This window comes from Bradyrhizobium sp. LA6.8 (assembly GCF_040547935.1).
Lineage (GTDB): Bacteria > Pseudomonadota > Alphaproteobacteria > Rhizobiales > Xanthobacteraceae > Bradyrhizobium > Bradyrhizobium barranii.
Genome location: NZ_JBEPQQ010000011.1, coordinates 268,970 through 294,009 on the forward strand (window position 1 = coordinate 268,970; position 25,040 = coordinate 294,009).

Here is a 25,040-nt window from a genome sequence, read left to right on the forward strand (position 1 = left end):
GGGCATTGCGAAGCGATGAGCCGGGACGGCAGCGGAGAGAGGTCGGCCTCACGCCTTGCCGTCGATCTCCGCGAACACCTCGCGCGCGATGCGAAAGCTGTCGACGGCGGCGGGCATGCCGCCATAGATCGCGACCTGCATCAGGATTTCGCGGATCTCGTCGCGGGAGACGCCGTTGGTCAGCGCGCCCTTGAGATGCGCGCGAAACTCGTGCTGGCGGTTGAGGATCGCGATCATGGCGATGTTGAGCATGCTGCGGGTCTTGCGCGGCAGTTCCTCGCGGCCCCACACGGTGCCCCAGCAATATTCGTTGAGCATCTCCTGGAACGGACGGTTGAAATCGTCGACGTTCTTCAGGGCATTGTTGACATAGGCCTCGCCCAGCACCGCTTTGCGGACTTCCAGGCCCTTGTCGTGCATCTTCTTGTCCATGGCGTTTCCTCTATTTCCCTTGCGTTTCCCCGGGAATGGCGCGCGGAAATTACGGGGTTGCGCCCGGCCAGTCACGTCCTCGTGTTATGCGGGAAAAGGGGTCTCTCCCGTACGGGAACGGATGCCTCAGTGCTGCCGTTGTGATACGCTTCTCTCCCGGGCAACCTGGAGAATTGATTGAACGGCGTCACCCCCGACCCGTCAGACCCGATCCGCGATGGCGACGCTCTGTCGCGGCTGAAGCTGGCGCAGGCCCTCGATCGGGCCATTTATGCCATCGCGTGGGAACGTGCCTGGCCACATCTGGCGCGGGTGCTGACTGTCGTCGGCCTGTTCCTGGTGGTGTCGTGGGCCGGCCTCTGGCTGGTGCTGCCGTCCGTCATCCGTGCCATCGGTCTCGTGGCTTTTGCCGGCATCGCAATCGCCGCTCTGGTCCCGCTGCTTCGTTTCCGCTGGCCGGGCCGCGACGAGGCTCTGAGCCGGCTCGACCGTGGCTCCGGTATCCGTCACCGCCCGGCGACGACGCTGACGGACACGCTGAGCTCGAAAGACCCGGTCGCGCTGGCGCTGTGGCAGGCGCAGCGCGAGCGCACGCTGGCTTCGCTCAAGCGCATCCGTGCCGGCTTGCCGCATCCGCGCCTCGCCCTGCACGATCCCTGGGCGCTGCGCGCGCTGGTCATGGTGATGCTGGTCGCGACCTTCTTCGCCGCCGGCGACGAACGCGCGATGCGGTTAGGTGCCGCTTTCGACTGGAACGGCGTGCTGGCGCCGACCAACGTCCGCGTCGATGCCTGGATCACCCCGCCGCTCTACACCGGCAAGCCGCCGGTCATCCTGTCGGCCGCCAACAAGGAGGCCGCAGCGCTGCCTGCGAGCGGCCCACTCGCAGTTCCGGCCGGCTCGACCCTGATCGTGCGCTCCTCCGGCAGCAGCCTCGATGTCGTCACCTCCGGCGGCCTCAAGGAGGTTGCGCCCACCGAGGCCGCGCCAAAGGGCACCAACGAGAAGCATTTTACTATCACTGGCGACGGCACCGCGCATGTCCGCGCGCCCTCCGGCCAGCCGCAATGGGCCTTCGCGGCGACGCCGGACCGCGCGCCGACGATCGCGCTCGCCAAGGATCCCGAGCGTCAGGCCTACGGCGCGTTGCAGCTCTCCTACAAGATCGAGGACGATTACGGCGTCACGGGCGCCGCGGCGCAATTCGTTCCGCGCGTAACCGAAGACAAGGACGGAACCAAGGACGCGGACGGCAAGGCCGCGCGGCCGCTGTTCCAGCCGCCGCAATTCGCGCTGACCCTGCCCAATGCGCGGACCCGCAACGGCGTCGGCCAGACGGTGAAGGACCTCAGCGAAGACCCTTATTCCGGTGCCGACGTGACGCTGACGCTCACCGCCAAGGACGAGGCCGGCAACGAGGCGAAGAGCGAGCCCTTCAACATGCGCTTGCCGGGCCGGCTGTTCACCAAGCCGCTCGCCCGCGCGCTGATCGAGCAGCGCCGCATCCTCGCGCTCGACGCCAACAAGAATTCCGACGTCTACGCCGCGCTCGACGCGCTGATGATCGCGCCCGAGATGTTCACGCCGGAGGCCGGGCAATATCTCGGCCTGCACAGTGTCGCACGCCAGCTCGAGGCGGCGCGCACCGACGATTCCCTGCGTGAGGTCGTGGCGAGCCTGTGGGCGCTCGCGGTGACGATCGAGGACGGCAACATCAGCGACGTCGCCAAGGCGTTGCGCGCGGCGCAGGACGCGCTCAAGCAGGCGCTTCAGCGTGGCGCCAGCGACGAAGAGCTCAAGAAGCTCATGGACAATCTGCGGACCGCGCTGGACAATTACATGCGCCAGTACGCGCAGCAGATGCGGAGCAATCCGCTGGCGCGGCCGGCCATCGGCCTCGACGACCAGATGAAGCGCATCGAGCGGCTGATCCAGCGCGGCAATCGCGAAGCGGCAGCGCGCGAGCTGGATCGCCTCGCCCGCGCGCTGGAAAATCCCCCGGGGCCGCCCAGCGCTGAGCAAAAAGAGATGGACGAGATTGCGCGCGAGCTGAACGATCTGCTCCGGGAGCAGAATGCGCTTCGCGACGAAACCGACCGGCAGAGCAAGGACTCCAAGCGCGGCCAACGTACCAAGCCTCTGCCGCCCAAGGTCGCGGAGATCCTGCGCAAATCGAGAGAGCTGCGGCAGAAGACGCGCGGCGCGACCAGCGATCAGCTGGAGGACCTGGCAAGGCAGCAGGACGCCTTGCGCGAAGAGCTCAGGACCTGGCGTGAATCCCAGGGAGCGAGATAGCTCATGAAACACACCTCAATCTGGCAGAACGGCAAGGTCGCGCGCGGAAGGCTCGCCACGGCGTGTCTTGTGCTGATGCTGTCCTGTTCCACGGCTTCGATTGGCCTCGCCCAGTCGTCGCGCGCCGACCAAAAGAGTCTGGATGCACTGCTCGACAGCGCCGAGCGGTCGATGAAGCAATCGGCCGACAACCTGAAGGACAAGAATTCGGACGAGAGCATCGGCCAGCAGTCCCGGGCGATCCGGGACATGGAGAAATATCTCTATCCCGATCCGAACGATCCCTCGGCGTCGCGCGAAGGGTCGCAGGATACGCAGGGCCGGCAGGAGCAACTGAAGAAGCGGCTGGAGGCCCTCAAGAAGAAGCTCGCCGAGATGGGGCTCCAGCAGGATGGCCAGAAAGGCCAGCGCGGGCAGAAGCAGCCGGGGCAGCAGGGCCAACAAGGTCAGCAGGGCCAAGGTCAGGGTCAGGACGGCGACCAGGATGGCGATGACGGCTTCGACGCCGCCGAGAACGCCATGGGAGACGCCGGCAATCAGATCGGCGAGGGCGATGCCGACGGTGCGACGGCATCGCAGGGCAAGGCCATCGACGCGCTGCGCAAGGGCATGCAGGATCTCGCCGACGCGCTCGGCGGGCAGCAGAACGGCGAAGGCCAGGATCCGGGCGATGGTGACGGCCCCGGTCAGGCTGTCGGCCGCCAGCAGAGCGGCGGCGAACGGACCGACCCGTTGGGCCGGCCACTGCGCGGCAAGGAATACAGCGACGACTACACGGTCAAGATTCCCGGCGAGATCGATGCCCAGCGCGCGCGCCGCATCCTCGAAGAGCTCCGCCGCCGCCTGAGCGATCCCGCGCGTCCGCAGATCGAACTCGATTACCTCGAGCGTCTGCTGAAGGATTTTTGAGGGGCTCGCTCGGTGTCATCGCCCGCCTAGTGCGCAATTGCGCACAGGGGCGGGCGATCCAGTATTCCAGAGACGGTTGTGATTGAACCGAGAGGCCGCGGCGTACTGGATGCCCCGGTCAAGGCCGGGGCATGACAGCGGAATACGCCGCGCCCTACGTCTTCTTCGCTGCCAGCGCGTCCGCGACCGCGGTACGGATGTCGGCGACCGAGAACGGCTTGGTCACGACGTCATGCACCAGCGCATTCAAATTCGAGGCGCGCTCGCGCTGATCGGCAAAGCCGGTCATCAGCAAAATGGTGAGGTCGGGAAAATCGCGCGCGGCGGAGAGCGCCAGCGCGATCCCGTCCATCACCGGCATCTGGATGTCGGTGAGCAGGAGATCGAACGCGCCGTTCTCGCGGGTCAGGATTTCCAGCGCCTCGGCGCCGTCCTGCGCGGTGACGGTCTCGTGGCCGTCCATGGCGATGGCGCGCGCCACCAGCTGGCGCATCGAATCCTCGTCGTCGGCGATCAGGATTTTCGGCATGAGACCAACCTTGAGACCAATCTTGGGACCAGCCTCCCGTGCGGGATATGCAAAATCGATTATACGCTGCCGCCGGCAATGTCGCGCCGGTTGAAGAAGCGAACGTCGATATTGCGGCCCTCCGGCGGTGGCGAGGCCAGGCGCGAGCGGAAGAAGGCGCGCTCACCCGGCTGCAGCACGGTCTGCTCCAGCACGGTGTTCCAGGCGTAGATTTCCGCTCCCTGAGCGTCGCGCACAGCAAAGCGCAGCCGCGGGATATCGAGCGGCTTCTTGCTTTGACCGACGATCACGCCCTCGATCACCAGCACCTGCTTACCGTCCACGGTCTCGCTGGAGAGCTTGACGTCCTTGAACGCCAGCCCGCGCAAATTAACTTCGAGTCCGACCATCTTGTAGAACGCCGCCGTCTGCGGCAGCAGCCGGACCATGTCGCCGCGCCAGATGACCAGCGCCAGCACCAGCGCGCCCATGGCGGCGCAGGCGGTCGGCAGACCGAAATGGGATTTTCGCGGAGCCTCGGTGGGGGCCTGGCGCCTCACCCGCGCCCCGCGGCGGCTGAACAGGCCGCGGAACCAGGACTGGTGCTGCGCGCCGGCGACGTCATCCTCGGCAGCGCGGGCCGCCGCTGACCATTCGTCTTCGGTCGCCTGGGCGTCCTCGGCCGGCCAGTCGCTGGCGATCGAGGGGCTGTCGACGACCGGCGTGTCGGCGGCGCCGTCGTCCCTGGCGTAGGAGTTCCACTGCTCGGCGAGGTCGGACTGGTCGTCGGCCTGGCTGGCCGCCGCCATGGCCGGGACGGACGCCTCCTCGATGGCATCCTCGGCGTAGGCGACCCAGGTCTCCTTGCAGCGGGAGCAGCGGACCGTTCGTCCGTTCGCCCCCAGGCTCGCGGGCTTGATGGCGTAGGATGTCGTACAATGGGGGCAGACGATATGCATGGACACGAGCCTTGATGCACGGACTGGTCTTGACGATGCTCCGGTCGCGGAGAACCGGGCATCCCAGATGCTACAGAGCGACCGTTAACGAACCGGAAACCATAACGGTCGCAAAACCCGTTGATCGCGTGTGGCGGAGCGCAGCAGCGCGGCCCGCGCCCCCTCTCGAACGGAGCTGAGCTTGGTTCGGTTCGAAAATGTCGGATTGCGTTACGGACTGGGGCCGGAGATTCTGCGCGACCTCAGTTTCGAGATTCCGGCGCATTCCTTCCAGTTCCTCACCGGGCCGTCCGGCGCCGGCAAGACCTCGCTGCTGCGTCTGTTGTTCCTGTCGCACCGGCCGACGCGCGGTCTCGTCAACCTGTTCGGCCACGACATCTCGCAGCTCGGCAAGGACGAGATCGCGGATTTGCGCAAGCGCATCGGCATCGTGCTCCAGGACTTCCGCCTGCTCGACCACATGACGACCTATGAGAACGTCGCCTTGCCGTTCCGCGTCATGGGCCGCAGCGAGTCGAGCTACCGCAAGGAGGTGATCGACCTGTTGCGCTGGGTCGGCCTCGGTGACCGCATGGACGCGCTGCCGCCGATCCTGTCCGGCGGCGAGAAGCAGCGCGCCGCGATCGCGCGCGCCGTGATCTCGCGGCCGCAGCTCCTGCTCGCCGACGAGCCGACCGGCAGCGTCGATCCGACGCTCGGGCGCCGGCTGCTGCGGCTGTTCATCGAGCTCAACAAATCAGGCACCGCCGTCATCATCGCCACCCACGACATCGGCCTCATGGACCAGTACGAGGCGCGACGCTTCGTGCTGCACCAGGGGCGGCTGCACGTCTATGAGTAGGCCCGACGACCGCGGCGTTCTGGTCGATCTCGGACAGGAGCGTCCGCAGCTTCCGCCCAAGGCGCGCAATATGTCGCCGATCGTGCCGCGCGCCTCGATTCACGGCCGCGCGCTGGTTGCCGTCGTCGCCATCATGACCTTCCTCGCCTCGATGACCACGGGCACGGTGCTGCTCGTCAGTGCCTCCGCCGCGGAATGGCAGTCGGACGTTGCAAGCGAAATCACCATCCAGGTCCGCCCGCAGACCGGCCGCGATCTCGATCGCGACACCGCGGCAGTGACGGAGGCCATCCGCGCGCAGGCCGGCATCATCGAGGTCAAGCCGTTCACCAAGGACGAGAGCGGCAAGCTGCTCGAGCCCTGGCTCGGCACCGGCCTGTCGATGGATGATTTGCCGGTGCCGCGCATGATCATCGCGCGCGTGCAGCCCGGCACGCCGCTCGATCTCGGCGCCTTGCGCGCGCGCGTGACCCAGGCCGCACCAAGCGCCAGCGTCGACGATCACCGCGCCTGGATCGAGCGGATGCGCTCGATGACCAACGCCACCGTGCTCGCCGGCATCGGCATCCTCGCACTCGTCATCATCGCGACCATCATCTCGGTCTCGTTCGCGACCCGCGGCGCCATGGCGGCGAACCAACCGATCGTCGAGGTCCTGCATTTCGTCGGTGCCGGCGACCGGTACATCGCCAACCGCTTTCTGCGTCACTTCCTCAGGCTGGGCCTGGAGGGCGGCGTGATCGGCGGGGGCGCCGCCATGCTGGTGTTCGGCTTCTCCGAGTCGATCGCCGGCTGGTTTTCCGGGACCCCCGTCGGCGACCAGTTCGCAGCCCTGCTCGGCACCTTCTCGCTGCGGCCGTCGGGCTACATCGTGCTCGCCGTGCAGGCGGTGCTGATCGGCGCCATCACCGCGGTTGCCTCGCGCCAGACGCTGTTCGCGACGCTGAATGATGTCGATTGAGCCCGATAAACCGGACTCCACTTCGCCTCAAAACGTCCTAAAATCATCCGGGGAAGGGATCACCGACATCATATGACCGCGCCGACCGACGATCGATCGCCGAAATTGCCGCGTGGCTGGCTGCGCGCGGCGTTGGTATCGACGATCGCGTTCGTCTTCGTCGGCGCGGCGGCGGGCTTCGTCGCCTTCCTGGCGCAATTGCGCGGCGCTGAGATCGCGCCGGACCGCAAGGCGGACGGCATCGTGGTCCTGACCGGCGGCTCCTCGCGGGTGTCGGATGCGATGGAGCTCCTGGCGGCCGGCTACGGCAAGCGGCTCCTGATCTCCGGCGTGCACCCGACCTCGACGGCGAGCGACATCTCCCGGACGCTGCCGGAGAACCAGTCCTTCATGCATTGCTGTGTCGATCTCGACCGCACCGCGGTCTCGACCCGCGGCAACGCGGCGGAAGCGCGGCGCTGGGCCGAGGGGCGCGGCTTCAGATCGCTGATCGTCGTCACCTCGAACTATCACATGCCGCGCGCGCTGGTGGAGTTCTCGCATGCGATGCCGGAAACCACGCTGATCCCGTTCGCAGTGGTCGGCGAAAAATGGCGTGAGGAGCCGTGGTGGACCTCGGCCTCCACCTTGCGGCTGCTCCTGTCCGAATACGTCAAATACATCGCCGCCGAGCTGAGGGTGCGGCTGGAGGATTTCGGGATTGACCTTTCCCCCGAGATGTCGGAGCAGCCTGCTGGCGTGGCGCCGAAGCGGCCCGCCACGGCACAGGCCAATTGATCGGACCATCGATGTTTTTGATTTTCCTGCGCTCGCTCCTGTTCAACGTGCTGTTCTACGCCGTGCTCGTATGCCTCGCGATCGTGGCGCTGCCGACCTTCGCATTGCCGCCGCGCGCCATGCTGACGGTCGCGCAATGGTGGGCGAAGGCGACGCTGTTCCTGATGCGCGTGATCTGCAACATCAAGGTCGAATTCCGCGGGCAGGAGAAGATCCCGGCAGGGCCGCTGGTGATCGCGGCGAAGCATCAGTCGTTCTGGGAGACCTTCGTGCTGCCGGGCTTCTTCAACCGTCCGATCTTCATTCTCAAGCGTCAGCTCATGCAGATCCCGGTGTTCGGCCAGTTCCTGGTCAAGACCGGAATGATCGCGATCGACCGCAAGGCCGGCGTGAAGGCGCTGCTGGACATGACGCGGCGGGCGCGCGACGCGGTGCGCGCAGGCGGGCAGCTCGTGATCTTTCCGGAAGGCACACGCCGGGCGCCCGGCGCCGCGCCCGATTACAAGACCGGCTTTGCGCAGATCTATTCGTCCTGCGGCGTGCGGTGCCTGCCGATCGCGCTCAATTCCGGCCTGTTCTGGCCGCGCCGCACTTTCATGCGCTATCCCGGCACGCTGGTGGTCGAGTTCCTCGATCCGCTGCCATCGGGCCTGCCGAAAGATGAGTTTCTCGCGCGCGTGCAAACCGCCATCGAAGACGCGACCGGCCGCCTCGTCGAAGCGGGCCGGAAAGAGCAGGAGCAGTTGATCGGCTCGTCGCCGAGCTACGCGCCGTCGCAGAGCTAGCGGTTCTCTCGATCTTCTGCGGGAGCCGGCGCGTGCAGGGAATGCGCATCACCATGCAGCATGGTCGCGAGCTGATGCAATTGCGTGTCGCGAAAACCTTCGGCCTCGATCGCCTTCACCGTTGCCGTCACGTAGTCGCGGTTGGCGCCGGACTGGCCATGACCCTGGACGACATGGCGATGCTGGTCGGCGAGCGACAGCCGGCCGGCATATTGGACGTGGCCGCGGTCGACGACATAGGCAAGCGCGGAGACGCGCTGTCGCGCGTCGTTCTCAAGCCACACCGAGCGCATCACCTCGCGATAGACGGACGTGACCTGCTCGCGCGCCCGCAGATAGGCGACGACGTCGGCGCGGTCCTTCTCGGCGACGCGAAAAGCAATGCCGCGGCAGGCGCCGCCGCGGTCGAGTCCGAGCACCAGGCCCGGCTGCTCCGGCGTGCCGCGATGCACGAAGGAATAGACGCAGAGCGCGCGGTGCTCGCCGACCAGCCGCGCCGGGACGCGTTCCCTGAATTCGAAGCCCGGCCGCCACATCAGCGAGCCATAGCCGAACACCCAGAGGTCGCCCTTGGCTGTGGTGACGGAGGGGAGGGTAATTTCCGACATTTCGGGCACGGCTACCAGAACGACGGCCCCAAGCGAAGTGAATTCTCGGCCTTTCGGCGCGGCCGAACCCCGCTTACATTTGACAAAATCTGGGGTCAAAGGGTCGCCGCATGTCAGATATGACCGTTGCCACAGGCCGCCGCCCCCGTTGGGGCCTTTTCATCGCCCCCATTATCCTCCTGATCCTCGCCGTCGCGTGGAGCTGCTTCTGGTTCTATGCGGCCTCGCAGGCCGAAATCGCCGCAGACGCCTGGCGGGCGCAGGAGGCCAAGTCCGGCCGCATCTATGATTGCGCCAAGCGCTCGATCGCCGGCTTCCCGTTCCGCTTCGAGGTCCAGTGCTCCGGCGCCAGCGTCGCCCTGGTGTCGCAGAACGCCAGCAAGACGCCGTTCACGGCGAAGCTCGACAACATCCTGGTCGTCGCCCAGGTCTACGATCCCAAGCGCGTCATCGCCGAATTCTCCGCGCCGGCGACGCTCACCGACGGCGTCACGCAAAACACCTTCGTGGTGAATTGGAGCAAGGGCCGCAGCAGCGTGTTCGGCCTGCCGGCGGTGCCGGATCGCGCCTCCATCGTGTTCGACGATCCCGTCATCAATCGTCTCGACGGCAGCGTGCAGGTGCCGCTCGCGCGCGCCAAGCAGGTCGAGCTGCACGGTCGCCTCGCAGACGGGTCGCGGTCGGATCATCCTGTGATCGAGACCGTGCTGCACGTCGCGCGGGGCAGCATCCAGGGCGTTCATCCCTTGCTCGCCGAGCCGTTCGAGGCGGACACGCGCGCGAAGATCACGGGCCTCTCCGACCTCACGCCAAAGCCGTGGCCGCAACGCTTCCGCGAGATCCAGGCCGCCGGCGGTCACATCGAGATCGTGCAGTCGCGCGTCCAGCAGGGCGAGATGATCGCGGTTGCGGCCGGCACGCTCGGGCTCTCGGCCAATGGCCGACTCGACGGTGAGCTGCAGATGACCGTGACCGGCCTCGAGCGCGTAATCCCGGCGCTCGGCATCGAGAAGATGCTGGAGGAGGGGGTGCCGCAGGCAACCCTCGACCGCGTTGCGCCGGGCGTGAAGTCGCAGGACCTCAACAATCTGTTCGGCGCACTCGACCGCGCCGTTCCCGGCCTCGGCAAGGTCATCAAGCAGAACGCCAATGCCGGCGTTGCGGCCGGCATCAATTCGATCGGCACCGAGAGCACGCTTGAGGGCAAGAAGGCGAGGAGCTTCCCGCTGAAGTTCGTCGACGGCGCCGTGCTGCTCGGCCCGGTCAAGGTCGGCCAGATCCCGCCGCTGTATTGATCCCCGTCATTGCGAGCGAAGCGAAGCAATCCAGACTTTCTCCTCGGAAACAGTCTGGATTGCTTCGTCGCTACGCTCCTCGCAATGACGAAGGCGAGAGGGGTGGCTACGGCTTCTTGCCGAGCTGCGCATGCGGCCGGCCGAAATCCGGCGCGGCCGAATCCTGGCCGATCTCGACGATGCCGCGGCGGATGGCGCGCGTGCGCGTGAAGTGGTCGAACAGCGCCTCGCCGTCGCCGCGCCGGATCGCGCGGGTAAGCTTGGCGAGATCCTCGGTGAAGGTGCCGAGCATCTCCAGCACGGCCTCCTTGTTGGCGAGGAAGACGTCGCGCCACATCGTCGGGTCGGACGCGGCGATGCGGGTGAAATCGCGGAAGCCGCCGGCCGAGAACTTGATCACCTCGGACTCCGTCACCTGCGCCAGCTCGTCGGCGGTGCCGACAATGGTGTAGGCGATCAGATGCGGCAGATGGCTGGTGATCGCGAGCACGAGATCATGATGATCCGGCGTCATGATCTCGACCTTGGCGCCCATCGCCGCCCAGAACGCGCGCAGCCGATCGGTGGCGGCCGCATCGACGCCTTCCGGCGGCGTCAGGATGCACCAGCGGTTGATGAAGAGCTCGGCGAAACCGGAGTCGGGGCCCGAATGCTCGGTGCCCGCGACGGGATGCGCCGGCACGAAATGAATGGTCTTCGGCAGATGCGGCGCCATGTCCCTGACGATCGCGCCCTTGACCGAGCCGACGTCGGAGACGATCGCGCCCGGCTTGAGATGCGCCGCGATCTCCTGCGCCACCGGCCCGCAGGCACCGACGGGAATGCAGAGGATGACGAGGTCGGCATCCTTCACCGCTTCCGCATTGGTCGCCACGACCTGGTCGACGATGCCGAGCTCCAGCACCCGCGCGCGCGTCTTCTCCGAGCGCGCGGTGGTGACGATCTCGGAGGCCAAGCCCTGGAGCTTCGCAGCGCGCGCGATCGAGCCGCCGATCAGGCCGAAGCCGATCAGCGCAACGCGCTGGAAGTGCGGGGTGGTGCTCATTTGCCGGCCATGAAGTCGCGCAGGCCCTCGACGACGAGGCGGTTGGCCTCCTCGGTGCCGATGGTCATGCGCAGCGAATGCGGCAGGCGGTAGTTCTTCAGCGCGCGCAACACCAGCCCGCGCTTGGTGAGATATGCGTCGGCCTCGTCCGCGGTCTTGCCATTTTCCGGGAAGTGGATCAGCACGAAATTGGCGACGCCGGGCGTCACCTTCAGACCGAGCTTGCCGATCTCCTCGGAGAGCCAGTTGCGCCAGGTCTCGGTGAACTGCTTCGACATCGCCTGGTGCGCAGTGTCCTCGATCGCTGCGACCGCGGCATACATCGCCGGCGTCGACACGTTGAAGGGACCGCGGATGCGGTTGACCGCGTCGATGATGTGCTCGGGACCGAACATCCAGCCGACGCGCAGCGCGGCGAGGCCGTGGATCTTGGAGAAGGTGTGCGTCACCACGGTGTTCTCGGTGGTGGCGACGAGCTCGATCCCCATCTCGTAGTCGTTGCGCGAGACGTAATCGGAATAGGCGGCATCGAGCACCAGCAGCACGTGCGACGGCAGGCCGGCGCGCAGCCGCTTGACCTCGTCGAACGGCACATAGGTGCCGGTCGGATTGTTGGGATTGGCGAGCCAGACCAGCTTTGTCTTCGGCGTCACCGCCTTGAGGATGGCGTCGACATTGCAGGTGAGGTTGGTCTCCTGTGCGACCACGTTCTTGGCGCCGACCGCCATGGTCGCGATCGGGTAGACCAGGAAGCCGTGCGTGGTCGAGATCGCCTCGTCGCCGTGGCTGAGATAGGTGTGGGCGAGCAGATTGAGGATCTCGTCCGAGCCGGCGCCGCAGATGATGCGGTTGGGGTCGAGCCCGAAAGAGCGCCCGATCGCTTCGCGCAGCACGCGCGAGGTTCCTTCCGGATAGTCTTCCAGATGCGCCGCCACGTTCCTGAACGCCTCGATCGCCTTGGGCGAGGGCCCGAACGGCGTCTCGTTGGCCGAGAGCTTGAACACCTTGCGGCCCGGCTCAGCGACCGGGCTCTTGCCGGGCGTGTAGGGCGCAATATCGAGAATGCCGGGATTCGGCACGGGGCGGGACATCTTCAACTCCGGAAGTAGCTTTAGGCGGTTCGCGATCTACGATTTCGACCCGGTCGAGGGCACCGTATAGCGCGTTGCGTGGCTGCCGACGAGGGCCGTGGAGCGCACCGAGGCCCCCGCTTCGATCAGGGCAGCCTTGATCTTGTCGATGCTGGTCGCGCTCGTGACGGAGACCAGCAGCGCGGCGCCGTCGAAGGCGGTATCGGGCACCGCCACGATCTCGGCGAGCGGCGACAGGGCGCGGGCGACCTCGGCGTTCCACCCGGACACGCGCACGCTGAAGGTCTCGACCTCCGTCACCACGGCGCTGTCGGCGACGCGCGAGATCGCGAACACCGGCAGTGCGGCCGGATGGTCGGCGCGCTCGACGAAGGGCATCCGCGCGATAATCTTCGGCGCGCCGTTCGCTTCCAGCTCCAGCCACCATGGCGTGCGGCTCGAGGTCGCCGAGACCAGCGCCAGATCGCCCTTGGACTTCGCCACCGCTTCGACCGCGGCCTGCGCGCTGAAATGCGCGACGTAAGGCACCGTGAAACCGAAATGGAAGCGCACGGAATCGCGCATCGCCGGCTCGCTCACCGAGATGTCGGCATGCACGGAGAACGGCGCTTGGACGTAAGTGAACGTCGAGATGATGACGCGCCAGATGCTCTCGACCGTGTCGAGCGGCAGGATGCCGCGATGGCGCTGGACGATGTCACGCATCATGGCGGCCTCGCGCGCCGGGCGGAACGCCGAGCCGACCTCCTGGGTCTGCTTCACCTGGATCAGGCGGTCGATGATGTCGCCGCGCTGCATCAGGAGACGATGCATGCCCTCGTCGATCGCGTCGATCTCCTTGCGCAATTCTTGGAGCGATGGTGGCGCGGGCGGACGTTGGGACATATCTGCGAGATGCTGGTGAGAGGCTTTCCAATGCGGGTCGGCCAAGGCCCATCGGCGAGGCCGGATCCGCTGCGATCGACGTCCTGATTAGGCAGTCGGCGCGGCGAAAGCAAAGAGAAATGCAAAGGGAAACCGGGCCTTTTCGGCCGGCCTTTCAGGGATGAATTTGGCTAATCCGGACCGTGACTTGACGAAAACCGCCCAAGACAGTAGCTTTTGCCCGTTCCGTGGTCATTTGAGCCGGCCGGCTTGCAGCCACGTTAAAAAACTCGCTAAACAGGCCGGGGACGCTTCCGATCCCGGCCGAACCTATCGTTCAGGCCGGGTTTTTCATGGCCTGATTCCAGCGGCAGCCTGACGGGTGCCGCAAACGAGGTCGATGATGGTTGGCGTGAAGCCCGTGCCGAGTCCCGCGATCAGTGCCGACGACCGGTCGCATGAGGCGGATCATCCGAATTCGCAGGTCGCGCAGTTTGGCGCCGAGCAGCCGCTGGGGCTCGATTGCGGCATTGATCTCACCCCGTTCCAGATCGCCTACCAGACCTATGGCGAGCTCAACGCCGATCGCTCCAACGCGGTGCTGATCTGCCATGCGCTGACCGGCGATCAGCATGTCGCCAACGTGCATCCCGTCACCGGCAAGTCGGGCTGGTGGGAGACGCTGGTCGGTCCCGGCCGACCTCTTGATCCTCAGCATTACTTCATCATTTGCGCTAACGTGATCGGCGGCTGCATGGGCTCGACCGGGCCGGCCTCGATCAATCCCGCGACCGGCAAGGTGTGGGGCTTGGATTTCCCCGTCATCACTATTCCCGACATGGTGCGCGCGCAGGCGATGCTGATCGACCGGCTCGGCATCGACACGTTGTTCGCGGTGGTCGGCGGCTCGATGGGCGGCATGCAGGTGCTGCAATGGACCGCGGCCTATCCCAAGCGCGTGTACTCCGCGCTGGCGATTGCCTGCGCGACGCGGCACTCGGCGCAGAACATCGCTTTCCACGAGCTCGGCCGCCAGGCGGTGATGGCCGATCCCGACTGGCACAACGGCCGCTACACCGATCAGGGCATCCATCCGCATCGCGGGCTTGCGGTGGCACGGATGGCCGCGCACATCACCTATCTCTCCGACGCCGCGCTGCATCGCAAGTTCGGCCGCCGCATGCAGGACCGCGAGTTGCCGACCTTCTCGTTCGACGCCGATTTCCAGGTCGAGAGCTATCTGCGCTACCAGGGCTCGTCCTTCGTCGAGCGGTTCGACGCCAACTCCTATCTCTATCTGACCCGCGCGATGGACTATTTCGACATCGCCGGCGATCACGGCGGCGTGCTGGCGAAAGCGTTCGCGGGCATCGAGACGCGCTTCTGCGTGGTCTCCTTCACCAGCGACTGGCTGTTCCCGACCTCGGAATCGCGCGCACTGGTGCATGCGCTGAACGCGTCGAGCGCGCGGGTGTCGTTCGCCGAGATCGAGACCGATCGCGGCCATGACGCCTTCCTGCTCGACGTGCCCGAATTCTTCGATATCGCCCGTGCCTTCCTGCAATCGGCAGGGAAGGCGCGCGGGCTCACCGCCAGGATTGACTGACAAGGACGGCTAGCGATGTCTGTGCAGGAAGTGCTGCCGCTGGGCGGCGTTGCGACGGAGCAGTCCGGCCAGTTTCGGGCCGATCATCTGCTGGTCGCCGAGATGGTCAAGCCCGGCTCGAAAGTGCTCGACGTCGGCTGCGGCGAGGGCGATTTGCTCCAGCTTCTGGAGACCCGCGGCATCGACGGGCGCGGCATCGAGCTGTCGCGCGAGGGCGTCAACCGCTGCGTCGCCAAGGGCCTTGCGGTGGTGCAGGGCGATGCCGACACCGATCTCGTCAATTATCCCGACGACGCCTTCGATTACGTCATCCTGTCGCAGACGCTACAGGCGACGCGGCAGCCGCGGGTCGTGCTGGAGAATCTGCTGCGCATCGGCCGCCGCGCCATCGTGTCGTTCCCGAATTTCGGCTTCTGGAAGATGCGGCTCCAGCTCCTGGTCGGCGGCCACATGCCGCGCACCGAGAATCTGCCGGCGACCTGGTACGACACCGCCAACATCCATTTCTGCACCATCAAGGATTTCGTCGAGCTCTGCGACGCGATCCACGTCAAGATGGAGCGCGCCGAGGCGCTGGATCTCTACGGCCGTCCATTGCGGCTGCGATTGCCGTGGTGGGTGTGGAACATGTTCGGCGAGCAGGGCGTGTTTCTGCTCACGCGCGGGCAGGGGAAGTAGTTGCCGTCATTCCGGGCCTGCGCCTGTCGGCGCACCCCGGAATGACAGCGGCTGGCAGTCTAATGCGCCGCCAGCGACCGCGGATCGCGCACCGGCCAGCGCCCGGCTTCCACCAGCGTCACGAACCGCTCCACGCTCTCGTTGAACAGCGCGGGCTCTTCGAGATTGAGCACGTGGCCGGACTTCGGAAACATCGCAAGGCCCGCTGCGGGCAGGTGCTTCTTCAGGAACAGGCTTGCCCCGACGCAGGGATCGTCCTCGTCGCCGCAGATGATCAGCGCGGGCGTTACCACACCTCGAATGGCATCCGGCATCGTGTAAATCGATGGCCTGCCGCCCTGGAAGCCGCGCATCGTGTTCGCGGAGCCCTTGGCATCGTGGCGCGCCAGTGCGGCGTAGAAATCGGCGTGGCCGCGCGGGTCCTTCACAAGGAACGGAATCCGGCTCGGCGCCTCGCGCGTGACCTTTGCGACCTCGGCGGAGCCGAGCGTCTCGAGCTGCTCGGCATTGGCGCGGCACTGCTTGCGCCAGTTGTCGAGATTCTCGATCTCCGATCCTGAGCCCACGCCGGCCAGCGTCATCGACAGCGCGCGCTGTGGCGCGTTCAATCCGATCTGGAGCGACGAATAGGCGCCCATCGACAGGCCGACGAGATGCGCGCGCTCGATCTTGAGATGATCGAGCACCGCGAGCGCGTCGGTGTAGAAATGCTTGTAGGTGTAGACCTCGCCATCAGGCGCGTCCGACGGCGTGTAGCCGCGCGCGGAATAGGTGATGCAGCGATGGCCGCGCGAGAAGTAGCGCATCTGCGGCTCCCAATTGGTGTAGTCGGCCGCGAACTCATGCAGAAAAATAATCGGCGTTCCCTGACCCGCTTCTTCGAAATAGATGCGGACGTCGTCTCTGGTCGTGGCGTGGGGCATTAACTGTTTCCCTCTCTTCAAGCCGCCTTTGGAGAATTGCAGTTAACGTTGTTGTCCGCAATGCGGCAGCCTCAAGCCAGCACCGGCACAAAATCATCGCAGCTATTCGCGGGCGTGGCGTCTTTTTCTCGCCACATCCGGCGGCTTAACGGCCAGACGGATGCCGGCCATCGCACGGGCCGATTGGGGAAGTGGGGTGTCAAGAAGGATGAAGTATGTTGGAGTTGTTTGCGTCTCGCCTGTCGCGTTGTGTTGTCGCGCTGGCGATTTTCTTCGTGGCGGTTGCCGCGTTCGTTTCTCCGGCCTCAGCGCGGCCGCATCATCGTCATAGCGCAGAGCGGCACGCTTACGTGCACCACGCCAGACATCATCATTACCGTCATTATCGCCACCATGCCCGCAGCTCGCGCTTCGAGCGCGGCGCGGCGCAGTTGCAGGCGAGCGGCTTCGCCGACACCCAGGCGAGCTACAATCCGAATGCCAATGTCGGCGGCATGGCCAACAACGGAATGGCCAATCCTGGAACGGCCAATAGCGGTGGCGGCTTCGGCGGCGGATCGGGCCTCGTGTCCGAGGCGCGCCGTTATATCGGCGGCAATCCGACCGGGCGCGGCAGCCTGTGGTGCGCGCGCTTCATGAACATGGTGTTGCAGCATACCGGCCATCAGGGCACCGGCTCCGACATGGCGAGCTCGTTCGCGCGCTACGGCACGCGTGTCTCCGGTCCGCAGGTCGGCGCCATCGCGGTCATGTCGCGCGGTCGCCGGGGCGGCCATGTCGGCATCATCACCGGCGTGGACGCGCAGGGCAATCCGATCATGATTTCCGGCAACAACGGCAATCGCGTTCGCGAGGCGCCGGTCTCGCGCGGCCGGATCTATGCGTATGTGATGCCGAACTGACGACGGAGCCGTAGGGTGGGCAAAGGCGCGCAAGCGCCGTGCCCACCGGCGGTGCAACGGAGTTAGATGGACCGGAGTGGTGGGCACGCTTTCGCTTTGCCCACCCTACGGCAGCGGCGGACGGCTCACACCAATCTCGGCGCTTCCACCGCGATCGCGTCACCGACGCCGATCTCGCCGTCGGCGATGACTTCGGCATAGATGCCGCAATCCATGTGGCCGAGATTGCGCGAGAGCGTCGGCGGTATCTCGAGATCGCGCTGCGCGGTCTTGGGATCGACGTTGACCGCCGGGCAGCGGACGATGCGCTTGACCACCTTGAGCCGGGCCTCGCCGATCGCCAGCGTCTCGCCGACGAGGTCGAGCTCGGACCAGGCCGGCCAGCCCTTGACGTAGAGATTGGCGCGGAAGCGCAGTGGATTGACTGCGGCGCCGCCGAGCATGGTCTCGATCGCCCGGACGCTGCCGAGATTGATGATCGATACGACCTTGCGGGCGACGTCCGAAAAGCTGTGGTCGCGGCCGGACAGAACTTTTGGCGGACCCTTCAGCTCCGGCTGAAAATTCTCCGTGAAATAATCCTCGATGGCGGCGCGCCCGGCAGTGGTCTCAAGATCGCCGCTGGCGACGATCTGGCCGTCCTTGCGGATGGTCAGGCGGTTGGTCGCGTCCTCGAACCGGCTGTCGAGAGACGCCAGCCGCTCATTGCGCGCCAGCATCAGGAACTGGATCTTCGGCTTCCAGGCCGGCGCCTCCGGATCGAAGCCGCTGGGTCCGTTCTCGATGGCGTAGCGGCGGTCGGCGGGCAGGGTCTGGCCGATCCGCAAGGGGACCCGGGGCAGGGATTCCGGCGTCAGGCCCTTGATCGGGTAACGGTAAAGGCCGGTGATTTCGGCAGTCTGGCTGGCTGTCATGTCGCTACTTAAGGGATTCGACCTGCTGGCGCCAAGCAGGCGGACCCGTGCACGAAATTGTGAACGCGCCTCTTCCGATCCGAGGCCAAGCTTCCCACATCTGGGTCAGGCCGGCGCCAGCGCCGGCTGCTAACGACCGCTGCCGGTTGAGGAACGTCAACGCGTCCAGCGGAAACCCAATGAAGATGCCGTTTGGAGTGCCTTAGAGGGCTCCAGGGGCAGGCCGAGGGAAAGAAAAGACATGAACATCGACAAATATACCGAACGCTCCAGGGGCTTCGTTCAGTCCGCGCAATCGCTTGCGGTGCGCGAGGGGCATCAGCAGTTTTCGACGCTGCACGTCCTGAAAGTTCTGCTGGACGACAATGAGGGCCTCGCTGCTGGTCTGATCGACCGCGCCGGCGGCAATTCCCGCGCCATCCTGAAGGCGACCGAGGATGCCCTCAACAAGGTGCCGAAGGTCTCCGGCGGCGGCGCCGGCCAGATCTATCTGGCGCCCGAGCTCGCCCGCACTTTCGACGCCGCCGAAAAGGCCGGCGAGAAGGCTGGCGACAGTTTTGTCACCGTCGAGCGGCTGCTGCTCGGCCTCGCGCTGGAAAAGACCAGCGAGGCCGGCGCGATCCTGGCCAAGGGCGGCGTCACCCCGCAAAACCTCAATGCCGCGATCGAGGCACTGCGCAAGGGCCGCACGGCGGACTCCGCGACCGCCGAGAATGCCTATGACGCGTTGAAGAAATATGCCCGCGACCTGACCCAGGCTGCGCGCGACGGCAAGCTCGATCCGGTCATCGGCCGCGATGAGGAGATCCGCCGCACCATCCAGGTGCTCTCGCGCCGGACCAAGAACAATCCCGTCCTGATCGGTGAGCCCGGCGTCGGCAAGACCGCCATCGCCGAGGGCCTCGCGCTGCGCATCGTCAATGGCGACGTGCCCGAGACCCTCCAGCACAAGAAGCTGCTCTCGCTCGATCTCGGCGCGCTGATTGCGGGTGCGAAGTATCGCGGCGAGTTCGAGGAGCGGCTGAAGGCCGTGCTCCAGGAAGTCACCGCGAGCGAGGGCAATTTCATCCTGTTCATCGACGAGATGCATACGCTGATCGGCGCCGGCAAGGGCGATGGTGCGATGGACGCATCCAACCTGCTCAAGCCCGCGCTCGCCCGCGGCGAGCTGCACTGCATCGGCGCCACCACGCTCGACGAGTACCGCAAGCACGTCGAGAAGGATGCGGCGCTGGCGCGGCGCTTCCAGCCGATCTTCGTCAGCGAGCCCTCCGTCGAGGACACCATCTCGATCCTCCGCGGGTTGAAAGACAAGTACGAGCAGCACCACGGCGTGCGGATCACCGATTCCGCGCTCGTGGCGGCGACGACGCTGTCCAACCGCTACATCACCGACCGCTTCCTGCCGGACAAGGCGATCGACCTCATGGACGAGGCGGCTGCGCGGCTGAAGATGCAGGTCGATTCCAAGCCGGAAGAGCTGGATTCGCTCGACCGCGAGATCATCCGGCTCAAGATCGAGCAGGAAGCTCTCAAGAAGGAGAGCGATCTCGGCTCCAAGACCCGTCTCGAGGGGCTTCAGAAGGAGCTCATCGAACTCGAAGAGAAATCCGCGGCCCTGACGTCGCGCTGGAGCGCGGAGAAGAACAAGCTCTCCAACGCCCAGAAGCTGAAGTCGGAGCTGGACGCGCTGCGCGTCGATCTCGCCGACGCACAGCGGCGCGGCGAATTCCAGAAGGCGGGCGAGCTGGCCTATGGCCGGATCCCGCAGCTCGAGAAGCAGCTCGCGGACATCGAGGCGCGTGAAGGTTCCGGCGATATGATGGAGGAGGCGGTCACCGCCAACCACATCGCGCAGGTGGTCTCGCGCTGGACCGGCGTGCCCGTCGACAAGATGCTCGAAGGCGAGAAGGAGAAGCTCCTGAAGATGGAGGAGCAGCTCGGCAAGCGCGTCGTCGGCCAGGCCGAGGCCGTGCGTGCGGTCGCAACGGCCGTGCGCCGCTCGCGCGCGGGCCTGCAGGACCCGAACCGGCCGACCGGCTCGTTCATGTTCCTGGGGCCGACCGGCGTCGGCAAGACCGAGCTGACCAAGGCGCTGGCGGAGTACCTGTTCAACGACGAGACCGCGATGGTCCGCCTCGACATGTCCGAGTACATGGAGAAGCACTCGGTCTCGCGGCTGATCGGTGCGCCTCCCGGCTATGTCGGCTATGACGAGGGCGGTGCACTCACCGAAGCGGTGCGGCGCCGGCCTTATCAGGTGGTGCTGTTCGACGAGATCGAGAAGGCGCATCCTGACGTCTTCAACGTCCTGTTGCAGGTGCTGGACGATGGCCGCCTGACCGACGGCCAGGGCCGTACCGTCGATTTCCGCAACACGCTGATCATCATGACCTCGAACCTCGGTTCGGAGTATTTGGTGAATCAACCGGAGGGCGAAGACACCTCAGCCGTGCGTGAACAGGTGATGGGAATGGTGCGTGGGCATTTCCGGCCCGAGTTCCTGAACCGTGTCGACGAGATCATCCTGTTCCACCGCCTGCAGAGGAGCGAGATGGGCCGGATCGTCGAGATCCAGTTCGCCCGGCTGCAGAAGCTGTTGACCGATCGCAAGATCGTGCTGACGCTCGATGCCGCGGGCCGCGACTGGCTTGCTGCGAAGGGTTGGGATCCCGCCTACGGCGCAAGGCCGCTGAAGCGCGTGGTCCAGCGCTACCTCCAGGATCCGCTCGCCGAGATGATCCTGGCCGGAGACGTCAAGGACGGGGACAACGTTGCGATCTCGTCCGAAGGCAACGTGCTGACCTTCAACGGCAAGTCGCCCCAGACCGCGGAGATCGCCCAGTTCGAGGCGCCGCCGGCGTCGAAGCGGAAACTGAACTGATCGTCGCGCTCACTGCAAAACGAAAAATCGCCCCGGAGAGGCCCGCCTCTCCGGGGCGAATTGCTTTGACGAGGTTCGCTCTAGCTGACCGCGGATGTTGAGCCGGATTCGGCGGGACCTTGCTCGTCGCTGTCCTCTTCGAGCTCCGACAGAATATCGACAAGCTCGCGCACCCGTCCGTGCGCCAGCGGGCGCAAATCGTTGATCATCGGCTCGTCATTGGCGAGCCATGCCCGGGCTTCGGCGAGTTCCTCGACCGTCGCGCCGGTTCCGATGATCTGGGCGATGGTGACTTCGTCGGCCCGATCCACGGTCTTGACGACATCGTCGCGTGAGAGGCGCCGCATGGGGATCCTCCTGTTGGTCGGCTTCCGTCAGCATTTAACCGGCAAACTCGCGTGCCGGTTCCACTGGGCTGGTTTCCTCCGCGCTACTTCCTGGTGACCTTGTAGATCGCGTTCTCGATATCGGAGGAGAAGTAGATGACGCCGGAGGCGCCGATGGCGACACCGGTCGGGATGTTGCTGGGCAGGCCCCCGGGTGCGCCCATCAGCCCGATCGGAAGATTGGCAGCGATCTCGGTGACCTTGCCGCTGTCCGGCGCGATCTCGATCAGTCGCCTGGCGCCCACTTCCGCCACGATCAGTCTGCCGTCGCTCCCGCGCGCGACGCCTTGATGCCGCTTTGGCAAACAAAACTTGACGTTGTGGCGCGGTGAAACGACGTCGCTTGACGACGTCGCATCCAGATCATGTTTTCCAGAGATGTCCGGTCGATTTCGACCGGTTAAGGGATCAGCGGTTGGTGACCTGCAACGGGCCGCCGGTTGCGTCCGAAATGCGGGCGATGGCGCCGTTGCGGCCGCTCATCATAGCGTCGAGCCGGTCGCGTTCCTTCTCGAAGCCCGCCAGCACCGTGCCTTCCAGCGAACGGCCGCGCGGCAGTTTCACGCGCAGCGGATCGACGAAGCGGCCGTTGACCAGGATTTCGTAGTGGACGTGGGGGCCGGTCGACTGGCCGGTCGAGCCGACGAAGCCGATCACCTGGCCCTGCCGCACCTTCTTGCCGATCTCCATGCCCTTGGCGAAAGCCGACATGTGGCCGTAGGCGGTCTCGTAGCCGTTGGAGTGCTTGATGCGGATATATTTGCCGTAGCCGCCTTCGGGGCCGACCTTCTCGAGCACGCCGTTGCCGGAAGCGAAGATCGGAGTGCCGTAGGAGGTGGCCCAGTCGACGCCGGTGTGCATCTTCACATAGCCCAGGATCGGATGGCGGCGGCCGCCGAAGCCGGAGCGCATGATCGCGTTGTTGACGGGCTTCCTGACCAGGAATTTCTTCGCGCTCTTGCCGGTCTCGTCATAGTAGTCGACGACGCCGTCGTCGGGGCTCTGGTAGCGGTAGTATTTCTTGGTCTCGCCGCCGACCGTGAGGGAGGCGAACAGCACGTCGTTCTTTTCGTTCGACGTCGTGCCCTCTTCCTCGCCGGCGTAGAACACGTCGAATGAATCGCCCGGCGCGACCTTGCGCTGGAAATCGACGTCGTAGGAGTAGATCTTGATCATGTCCTCGATGACCGGCATCGGGACTTTGTTGCGCATCGCAGTCTCGTAGATGCTCTGGTAGAGCCGCACGCCGGTGCCGTCATCGTCGTCATCGTCGTCGCTGTTGGCGCTGGCCGCGGCATCGGCGACGGTGTTCATGCTGGAAACGTCGACCGCGACGTATTTGCCGAGATCGGACAGCGCCGCGATCGCCTCGACCATGGTGTCGTTTGCAACCACGACGCGATAGGGTTGGAGGCGGGCGCCGGGGCTTGCGGGCGCCATCAGGATGCGGAGTTTTTCGCCTTCCTTCAGGCCGCCGTCGCGGCCGCGCGGGCCGAGCGTCGCGGTGATCGCCTTGATCTCCTCGGCCGTCGCGCCGAGATCGCGCAGGACGGAGCCGACGCTGTCGCCCTTCTTGACCACGTGGACACGCTCGCCATTGGGATTGCCGCCGGTGATCTGCTCCTTGGTCTTCGGCAGCAGCGTGACGTTTTCCGGCACCACGCGCGTCTCGAAGCCGGCATAGGGATCGGACGCCGACGCTTCGGTGGCGTAGGCCATCTTCATGTCGGAGGGGCCGGTCGCGCCGGAGACGTCGGCGGTGGCATTGGCGAGCGAGGCGTAGCGCACCCCGCCATTGCCGCGCCAGTTGGCGGCGTCGCGCACCCGCATCAGGATGTCGTCGAGCGCCACCACGGCGGAAATCTTGGCCTTCGGCAGCACCGGCGACAGGTCCTTGGTGACGAAGGAGACTTCGGCATCGGGCTCGACGGCTTCGGGATTGTTCGGATCTTCCGCCGCGGTCTTCGGATCGGAGCCGACATCGGTGAGCAGGCGCTGGGCGTTGAACGGCGGGATTTTCGCCGACAGATCGCTCGTCGTCATCGACAGATTGCCGGCGATCCGGACGAACGGGCGCACCCGCATCACGTCGCGGTTGCCGACGCGGGCGACGGTGGAGACGCGCACGATGTTGCGCGAGGCCGTGGATTCGTTCGGCGGCGGCAGGCGATCGCTCTTGTGCAGCGTGGCGGCGCGATCGGCCGCGCCGAATGCGCCGCGCAGCGCGCCTTCGACGCGCTCAGGCACCTTGGCGAAGGTCATCTCACCGTCGAGAGAAGCGAAAACGGCGCCGCCGATCAGGGCTGCGCCGCAGAGTCCGGTCAGAATTGTCCCGCTGAACCATTGCACGGAAACGCGGCGGCGATCGATGACGGCGGCCTCGGAACCATCGACGGACAGCGGCGGCTCGTGGCCGAGATCGATGATCCCGGTCTCACGCCCGTAAGCGCCGCGCGACGTCCTGTGGTTCAAACCAAGTCCCCCAATCAACGACCCAAGATGCCTGCTTTCGAACCCTTCCTGGCCGCCCTCTTGAAGGGGGATCGCCGGAAAAGGCAAGCCGCACAGGCGCCCGCGCTCAGAAAGCCCTCGATGGGCCGGCCGATATTACGAACAGCTGGACGGGTAAAGGTCTCTCGATGTCTCTCGAATGTCGAAGGAAGGCTGCGTCATCTGCAAGATCGCCTTCCTCTGACCCCATGAAAATCGCCGGCAGCCCCCACTGGCATCCCGCGATTCAAGCTCGTCTGTACCAGAACGCCGCGGGATTGTGGCTCTAGTACGGCGCCTAATATGGAAAAAGTTTCCTGAACGGCCGGGCGCAAAAAGCCCGTCTGGCAGGCGCCGGGGGACCAGGTCCGGCCTGGGGTGGAGCTCGGTCTAGCCTTGGATGGGGCTCGTCTGCCATGGACGAGGGCTCGGTCCGGCCTGGATGGGCCTCCGCCTGTCCGGGCCCCGGGGGCGTCTGGAAGGACGCAGGGGGAGGGTGCCTGGAGAGGCGTCCAAAGCCCCCTCCGGAGCCCGCCGGCGGGCAAACTTTTTTTGAGATTTTTTGCGGTGCAGCTTTGATCCGGCCATTGGCGGCCCTTCTAATTGACTGGAATCGCGGGATTTTTTTTGATGATCCACCGTGCGACGATTTGTTGACAATGGGCGTTGACAATCCCGGGCGGGGGGGCCTATAACCCGACCACTGAGCGCGGCGCCGCCGGGTCACTGACCAAGGCGAGCGAACGCGCCACTGATGCTCCTCACCTTGTTGAGTGACACAACAGTCGACGCAAGTCGATTGGAGTTCATTCATCGTCGGTAAGGGTGTCGGAACCCTTCCACTCTGGAAGGTTGGGGCCTCCTGGTCCCGGGCTGTTTGACAAGTG

At 65.7% G+C, this 25,040-nt stretch carries 22 protein-coding genes, 1 pseudogene and 1 riboswitch; of the genes and pseudogenes, 11 read left to right on the forward strand and 12 right to left on the reverse strand.

Annotation, left to right across the window (positions count from 1 at the left end; translation table 11 throughout):
- Nucleotides 1-48: 48 nt before the first annotated feature.
- Complete coding sequence (locus ABIA90_RS39030) at nt 49-432, reverse strand: carboxymuconolactone decarboxylase family protein (RefSeq protein ID WP_014491654.1); 384 nt, start codon at nt 430-432, stop codon at nt 49-51.
- 177 nt (nt 433-609) lie between these two features.
- Here ABIA90_RS39030 and ABIA90_RS39035 point away from each other — a divergent pair, with 177 nt between their 5' ends.
- Nucleotides 610-2,727, forward strand: a complete 2,118-nt coding sequence (locus ABIA90_RS39035; protein WP_354121515.1) for a TIGR02302 family protein — start codon at nt 610-612, stop codon at nt 2,725-2,727.
- A gap of 3 nt (nt 2,728-2,730) precedes the next feature.
- Nucleotides 2,731-3,636, forward strand: coding sequence for a DUF4175 family protein (locus tag ABIA90_RS39040; protein ID WP_071909343.1), 906 nt, complete (start codon nt 2,731-2,733; stop codon nt 3,634-3,636).
- Between the two features lie 154 nt (nt 3,637-3,790).
- On the opposite strand, the gene ABIA90_RS39045 is transcribed toward ABIA90_RS39040, so the two are convergent.
- Together ABIA90_RS39045 and ABIA90_RS39050 are read right to left on the reverse strand one after the other, a co-directional pair.
- Nucleotides 3,791-4,165, reverse strand: coding sequence for a response regulator (locus ABIA90_RS39045; RefSeq protein WP_208068849.1), 375 nt, complete (start codon nt 4,163-4,165; stop codon nt 3,791-3,793).
- Between the two features lie 59 nt (nt 4,166-4,224).
- The gene (locus ABIA90_RS39050) at nt 4,225-5,103 is read right to left on the reverse strand and encodes an MJ0042-type zinc finger domain-containing protein (protein ID WP_354121516.1); all 879 of its coding nucleotides are present in this window, start codon (nt 5,101-5,103) and stop codon (nt 4,225-4,227) included.
- Nucleotides 5,104-5,284: 181 nt separating this feature from the next.
- On the opposite strand from ABIA90_RS39050, the gene ftsE reads away from it, so the two are divergent.
- The 4 genes from ftsE to ABIA90_RS39070 all read left to right on the forward strand — a co-directional run bounded on the left by ftsE (nt 5,285) and on the right by ABIA90_RS39070 (nt 8,467).
- Nucleotides 5,285-5,944: a cell division ATP-binding protein FtsE gene (gene ftsE, locus ABIA90_RS39055; RefSeq protein WP_014491659.1), complete on the forward strand. Its 660-nt coding sequence runs from the start codon at nt 5,285-5,287 to the stop codon at nt 5,942-5,944.
- Nucleotides 5,937-6,905, forward strand: a complete 969-nt coding sequence (locus ABIA90_RS39060; protein WP_063985782.1) for a cell division protein FtsX — start codon at nt 5,937-5,939, stop codon at nt 6,903-6,905. Before ftsE ends, ABIA90_RS39060 begins: the two co-directional genes overlap by 8 nt.
- 72 nt (nt 6,906-6,977) lie before the next feature.
- Nucleotides 6,978-7,682 carry a YdcF family protein gene (locus ABIA90_RS39065; RefSeq protein ID WP_354121517.1) on the forward strand — a complete coding sequence of 235 codons (705 nt, stop codon included), beginning with the start codon at nt 6,978-6,980 and terminating at the stop codon, nt 7,680-7,682.
- Nucleotides 7,683-7,693: 11 nt separating this feature from the next.
- A complete protein-coding gene (locus ABIA90_RS39070; protein WP_354121518.1) occupies nt 7,694-8,467 on the forward strand; it encodes a lysophospholipid acyltransferase family protein in 774 nt (257 codons plus the stop codon).
- On the opposite strand, the gene ABIA90_RS39075 is transcribed toward ABIA90_RS39070, so the two are convergent.
- Entirely contained in the window at nt 8,464-9,075 is a 612-nt protein-coding gene (locus tag ABIA90_RS39075) for a gamma-glutamylcyclotransferase (protein WP_028147288.1), read from the reverse strand. The two genes, ABIA90_RS39070 and ABIA90_RS39075, sit on opposite strands and share 4 nt — an antisense overlap.
- A gap of 110 nt (nt 9,076-9,185) precedes the next feature.
- Here ABIA90_RS39075 and ABIA90_RS39080 point away from each other — a divergent pair, with 110 nt between their 5' ends.
- The gene (locus ABIA90_RS39080) at nt 9,186-10,370 is read left to right on the forward strand and encodes a DUF2125 domain-containing protein (RefSeq protein WP_354121519.1); all 1,185 of its coding nucleotides are present in this window, start codon (nt 9,186-9,188) and stop codon (nt 10,368-10,370) included.
- A 106-nt stretch (nt 10,371-10,476) separates the two neighbouring features.
- Here ABIA90_RS39080 and ABIA90_RS39085 read toward each other — a convergent pair whose 3' ends face one another.
- From ABIA90_RS39085 to ABIA90_RS39095, 3 genes are read right to left on the reverse strand one after another with little or no spacing between them, the layout of a single operon-like run.
- Nucleotides 10,477-11,415, reverse strand: a complete 939-nt coding sequence (locus tag ABIA90_RS39085) for a prephenate/arogenate dehydrogenase family protein (RefSeq protein ID WP_014491665.1) — start codon at nt 11,413-11,415, stop codon at nt 10,477-10,479.
- Nucleotides 11,412-12,506 (reverse strand): pyridoxal phosphate-dependent aminotransferase, encoded by a 1,095-nt coding sequence (locus tag ABIA90_RS39090; protein WP_063986730.1) that lies wholly within the window; start codon nt 12,504-12,506, stop codon nt 11,412-11,414. Before ABIA90_RS39090 ends, ABIA90_RS39085 begins: the two co-directional genes overlap by 4 nt.
- A gap of 36 nt (nt 12,507-12,542) precedes the next feature.
- Complete coding sequence (locus ABIA90_RS39095; RefSeq protein ID WP_354121520.1) at nt 12,543-13,391, reverse strand: chorismate mutase; 849 nt, start codon at nt 13,389-13,391, stop codon at nt 12,543-12,545.
- A 217-nt stretch (nt 13,392-13,608) separates the two neighbouring features.
- A riboswitch (SAM riboswitch) is annotated at nt 13,609-13,688 on the forward strand.
- A gap of 85 nt (nt 13,689-13,773) precedes the next feature.
- On the opposite strand from ABIA90_RS39095, the gene metX reads away from it, so the two are divergent.
- A complete protein-coding gene (metX, locus tag ABIA90_RS39100; protein ID WP_354121521.1) occupies nt 13,774-14,976 on the forward strand; it encodes a homoserine O-acetyltransferase MetX in 1,203 nt (400 codons plus the stop codon).
- A 15-nt stretch (nt 14,977-14,991) separates the two neighbouring features.
- The gene (gene metW / locus ABIA90_RS39105) at nt 14,992-15,654 is read left to right on the forward strand and encodes a methionine biosynthesis protein MetW (protein WP_063985776.1); all 663 of its coding nucleotides are present in this window, start codon (nt 14,992-14,994) and stop codon (nt 15,652-15,654) included.
- Nucleotides 15,655-15,713: 59 nt separating this feature from the next.
- Here the strand turns inward: metW and ABIA90_RS39110 are convergent, their stop codons facing one another.
- The gene (locus ABIA90_RS39110) at nt 15,714-16,577 is read right to left on the reverse strand and encodes an alpha/beta fold hydrolase (protein WP_354121522.1); all 864 of its coding nucleotides are present in this window, start codon (nt 16,575-16,577) and stop codon (nt 15,714-15,716) included.
- A 215-nt stretch (nt 16,578-16,792) separates the two neighbouring features.
- On the opposite strand from ABIA90_RS39110, the gene ABIA90_RS39115 reads away from it, so the two are divergent.
- Nucleotides 16,793-17,479, forward strand: a complete 687-nt coding sequence (locus ABIA90_RS39115; RefSeq protein ID WP_354121523.1) for an NlpC/P60 family protein — start codon at nt 16,793-16,795, stop codon at nt 17,477-17,479.
- A 125-nt stretch (nt 17,480-17,604) separates the two neighbouring features.
- Here the strand turns inward: ABIA90_RS39115 and ABIA90_RS39120 are convergent, their stop codons facing one another.
- A complete protein-coding gene (locus tag ABIA90_RS39120; protein ID WP_208084345.1) occupies nt 17,605-18,393 on the reverse strand; it encodes an MOSC domain-containing protein in 789 nt (262 codons plus the stop codon).
- Between the two features lie 241 nt (nt 18,394-18,634).
- Here ABIA90_RS39120 and clpB point away from each other — a divergent pair, with 241 nt between their 5' ends.
- Nucleotides 18,635-21,277: an ATP-dependent chaperone ClpB gene (gene clpB, locus ABIA90_RS39125; protein WP_354121524.1), complete on the forward strand. Its 2,643-nt coding sequence runs from the start codon at nt 18,635-18,637 to the stop codon at nt 21,275-21,277.
- 80 nt (nt 21,278-21,357) lie between these two features.
- Here the strand turns inward: clpB and ABIA90_RS39130 are convergent, their stop codons facing one another.
- From ABIA90_RS39130 to ABIA90_RS39140, 3 genes and pseudogenes are all read right to left on the reverse strand, one after another.
- Entirely contained in the window at nt 21,358-21,624 is a 267-nt protein-coding gene (locus ABIA90_RS39130) for a hypothetical protein (protein WP_354121525.1), read from the reverse strand.
- An 83-nt stretch (nt 21,625-21,707) separates the two neighbouring features.
- Nucleotides 21,708-21,962: pseudogene (locus ABIA90_RS39135) on the reverse strand (hypothetical protein); the annotation flags it as partial.
- A 109-nt stretch (nt 21,963-22,071) separates the two neighbouring features.
- Nucleotides 22,072-24,135 carry a M23 family metallopeptidase gene (locus ABIA90_RS39140; protein WP_085401948.1) on the reverse strand — a complete coding sequence of 688 codons (2,064 nt, stop codon included), beginning with the start codon at nt 24,133-24,135 and terminating at the stop codon, nt 22,072-22,074.
- Nucleotides 24,136-25,040: the final 905 nt, after the last annotated feature.

What these genes read in the sequence shown, in the direction of transcription:
- ABIA90_RS39030 (WP_014491654.1), bottom strand. Translation starts at nt 432, where the DNA reads ATGGACAAGAAGATGCACGACAAGGGCCTGGAAGTCCGCAAAGCGGTG.
- ABIA90_RS39040 (WP_071909343.1), top strand. Translation starts at nt 2,731, where the DNA reads ATGAAACACACCTCAATCTGGCAGAACGGCAAGGTCGCGCGCGGAAGG.
- ABIA90_RS39045 (WP_208068849.1), bottom strand. Translation starts at nt 4,165, where the DNA reads ATGCCGAAAATCCTGATCGCCGACGACGAGGATTCGATGCGCCAGCTG.
- ABIA90_RS39050 (WP_354121516.1), bottom strand. Translation starts at nt 5,103, where the DNA reads ATGCATATCGTCTGCCCCCATTGTACGACATCCTACGCCATCAAGCCC.
- ABIA90_RS39060 (WP_063985782.1), top strand. Translation starts at nt 5,937, where the DNA reads ATGAGTAGGCCCGACGACCGCGGCGTTCTGGTCGATCTCGGACAGGAG.
- ABIA90_RS39065 (WP_354121517.1), top strand. Translation starts at nt 6,978, where the DNA reads ATGACCGCGCCGACCGACGATCGATCGCCGAAATTGCCGCGTGGCTGG.
- ABIA90_RS39070 (WP_354121518.1), top strand. Translation starts at nt 7,694, where the DNA reads ATGTTTTTGATTTTCCTGCGCTCGCTCCTGTTCAACGTGCTGTTCTAC.
- ABIA90_RS39075 (WP_028147288.1), bottom strand. Translation starts at nt 9,075, where the DNA reads ATGTCGGAAATTACCCTCCCCTCCGTCACCACAGCCAAGGGCGACCTC.
- ABIA90_RS39080 (WP_354121519.1), top strand. Translation starts at nt 9,186, where the DNA reads ATGTCAGATATGACCGTTGCCACAGGCCGCCGCCCCCGTTGGGGCCTT.
- ABIA90_RS39085 (WP_014491665.1), bottom strand. Translation starts at nt 11,415, where the DNA reads ATGAGCACCACCCCGCACTTCCAGCGCGTTGCGCTGATCGGCTTCGGC.
- ABIA90_RS39090 (WP_063986730.1), bottom strand. Translation starts at nt 12,506, where the DNA reads ATGTCCCGCCCCGTGCCGAATCCCGGCATTCTCGATATTGCGCCCTAC.
- ABIA90_RS39095 (WP_354121520.1), bottom strand. Translation starts at nt 13,391, where the DNA reads ATGTCCCAACGTCCGCCCGCGCCACCATCGCTCCAAGAATTGCGCAAG.
- metX (WP_354121521.1), top strand. Translation starts at nt 13,774, where the DNA reads ATGGTTGGCGTGAAGCCCGTGCCGAGTCCCGCGATCAGTGCCGACGAC.
- metW (WP_063985776.1), top strand. Translation starts at nt 14,992, where the DNA reads ATGTCTGTGCAGGAAGTGCTGCCGCTGGGCGGCGTTGCGACGGAGCAG.
- ABIA90_RS39110 (WP_354121522.1), bottom strand. Translation starts at nt 16,577, where the DNA reads ATGCCCCACGCCACGACCAGAGACGACGTCCGCATCTATTTCGAAGAA.
- ABIA90_RS39115 (WP_354121523.1), top strand. Translation starts at nt 16,793, where the DNA reads ATGTTGGAGTTGTTTGCGTCTCGCCTGTCGCGTTGTGTTGTCGCGCTG.
- ABIA90_RS39120 (WP_208084345.1), bottom strand. Translation starts at nt 18,393, where the DNA reads ATGACAGCCAGCCAGACTGCCGAAATCACCGGCCTTTACCGTTACCCG.
- clpB (WP_354121524.1), top strand. Translation starts at nt 18,635, where the DNA reads ATGAACATCGACAAATATACCGAACGCTCCAGGGGCTTCGTTCAGTCC.
- ABIA90_RS39130 (WP_354121525.1), bottom strand. Translation starts at nt 21,624, where the DNA reads ATGCGGCGCCTCTCACGCGACGATGTCGTCAAGACCGTGGATCGGGCC.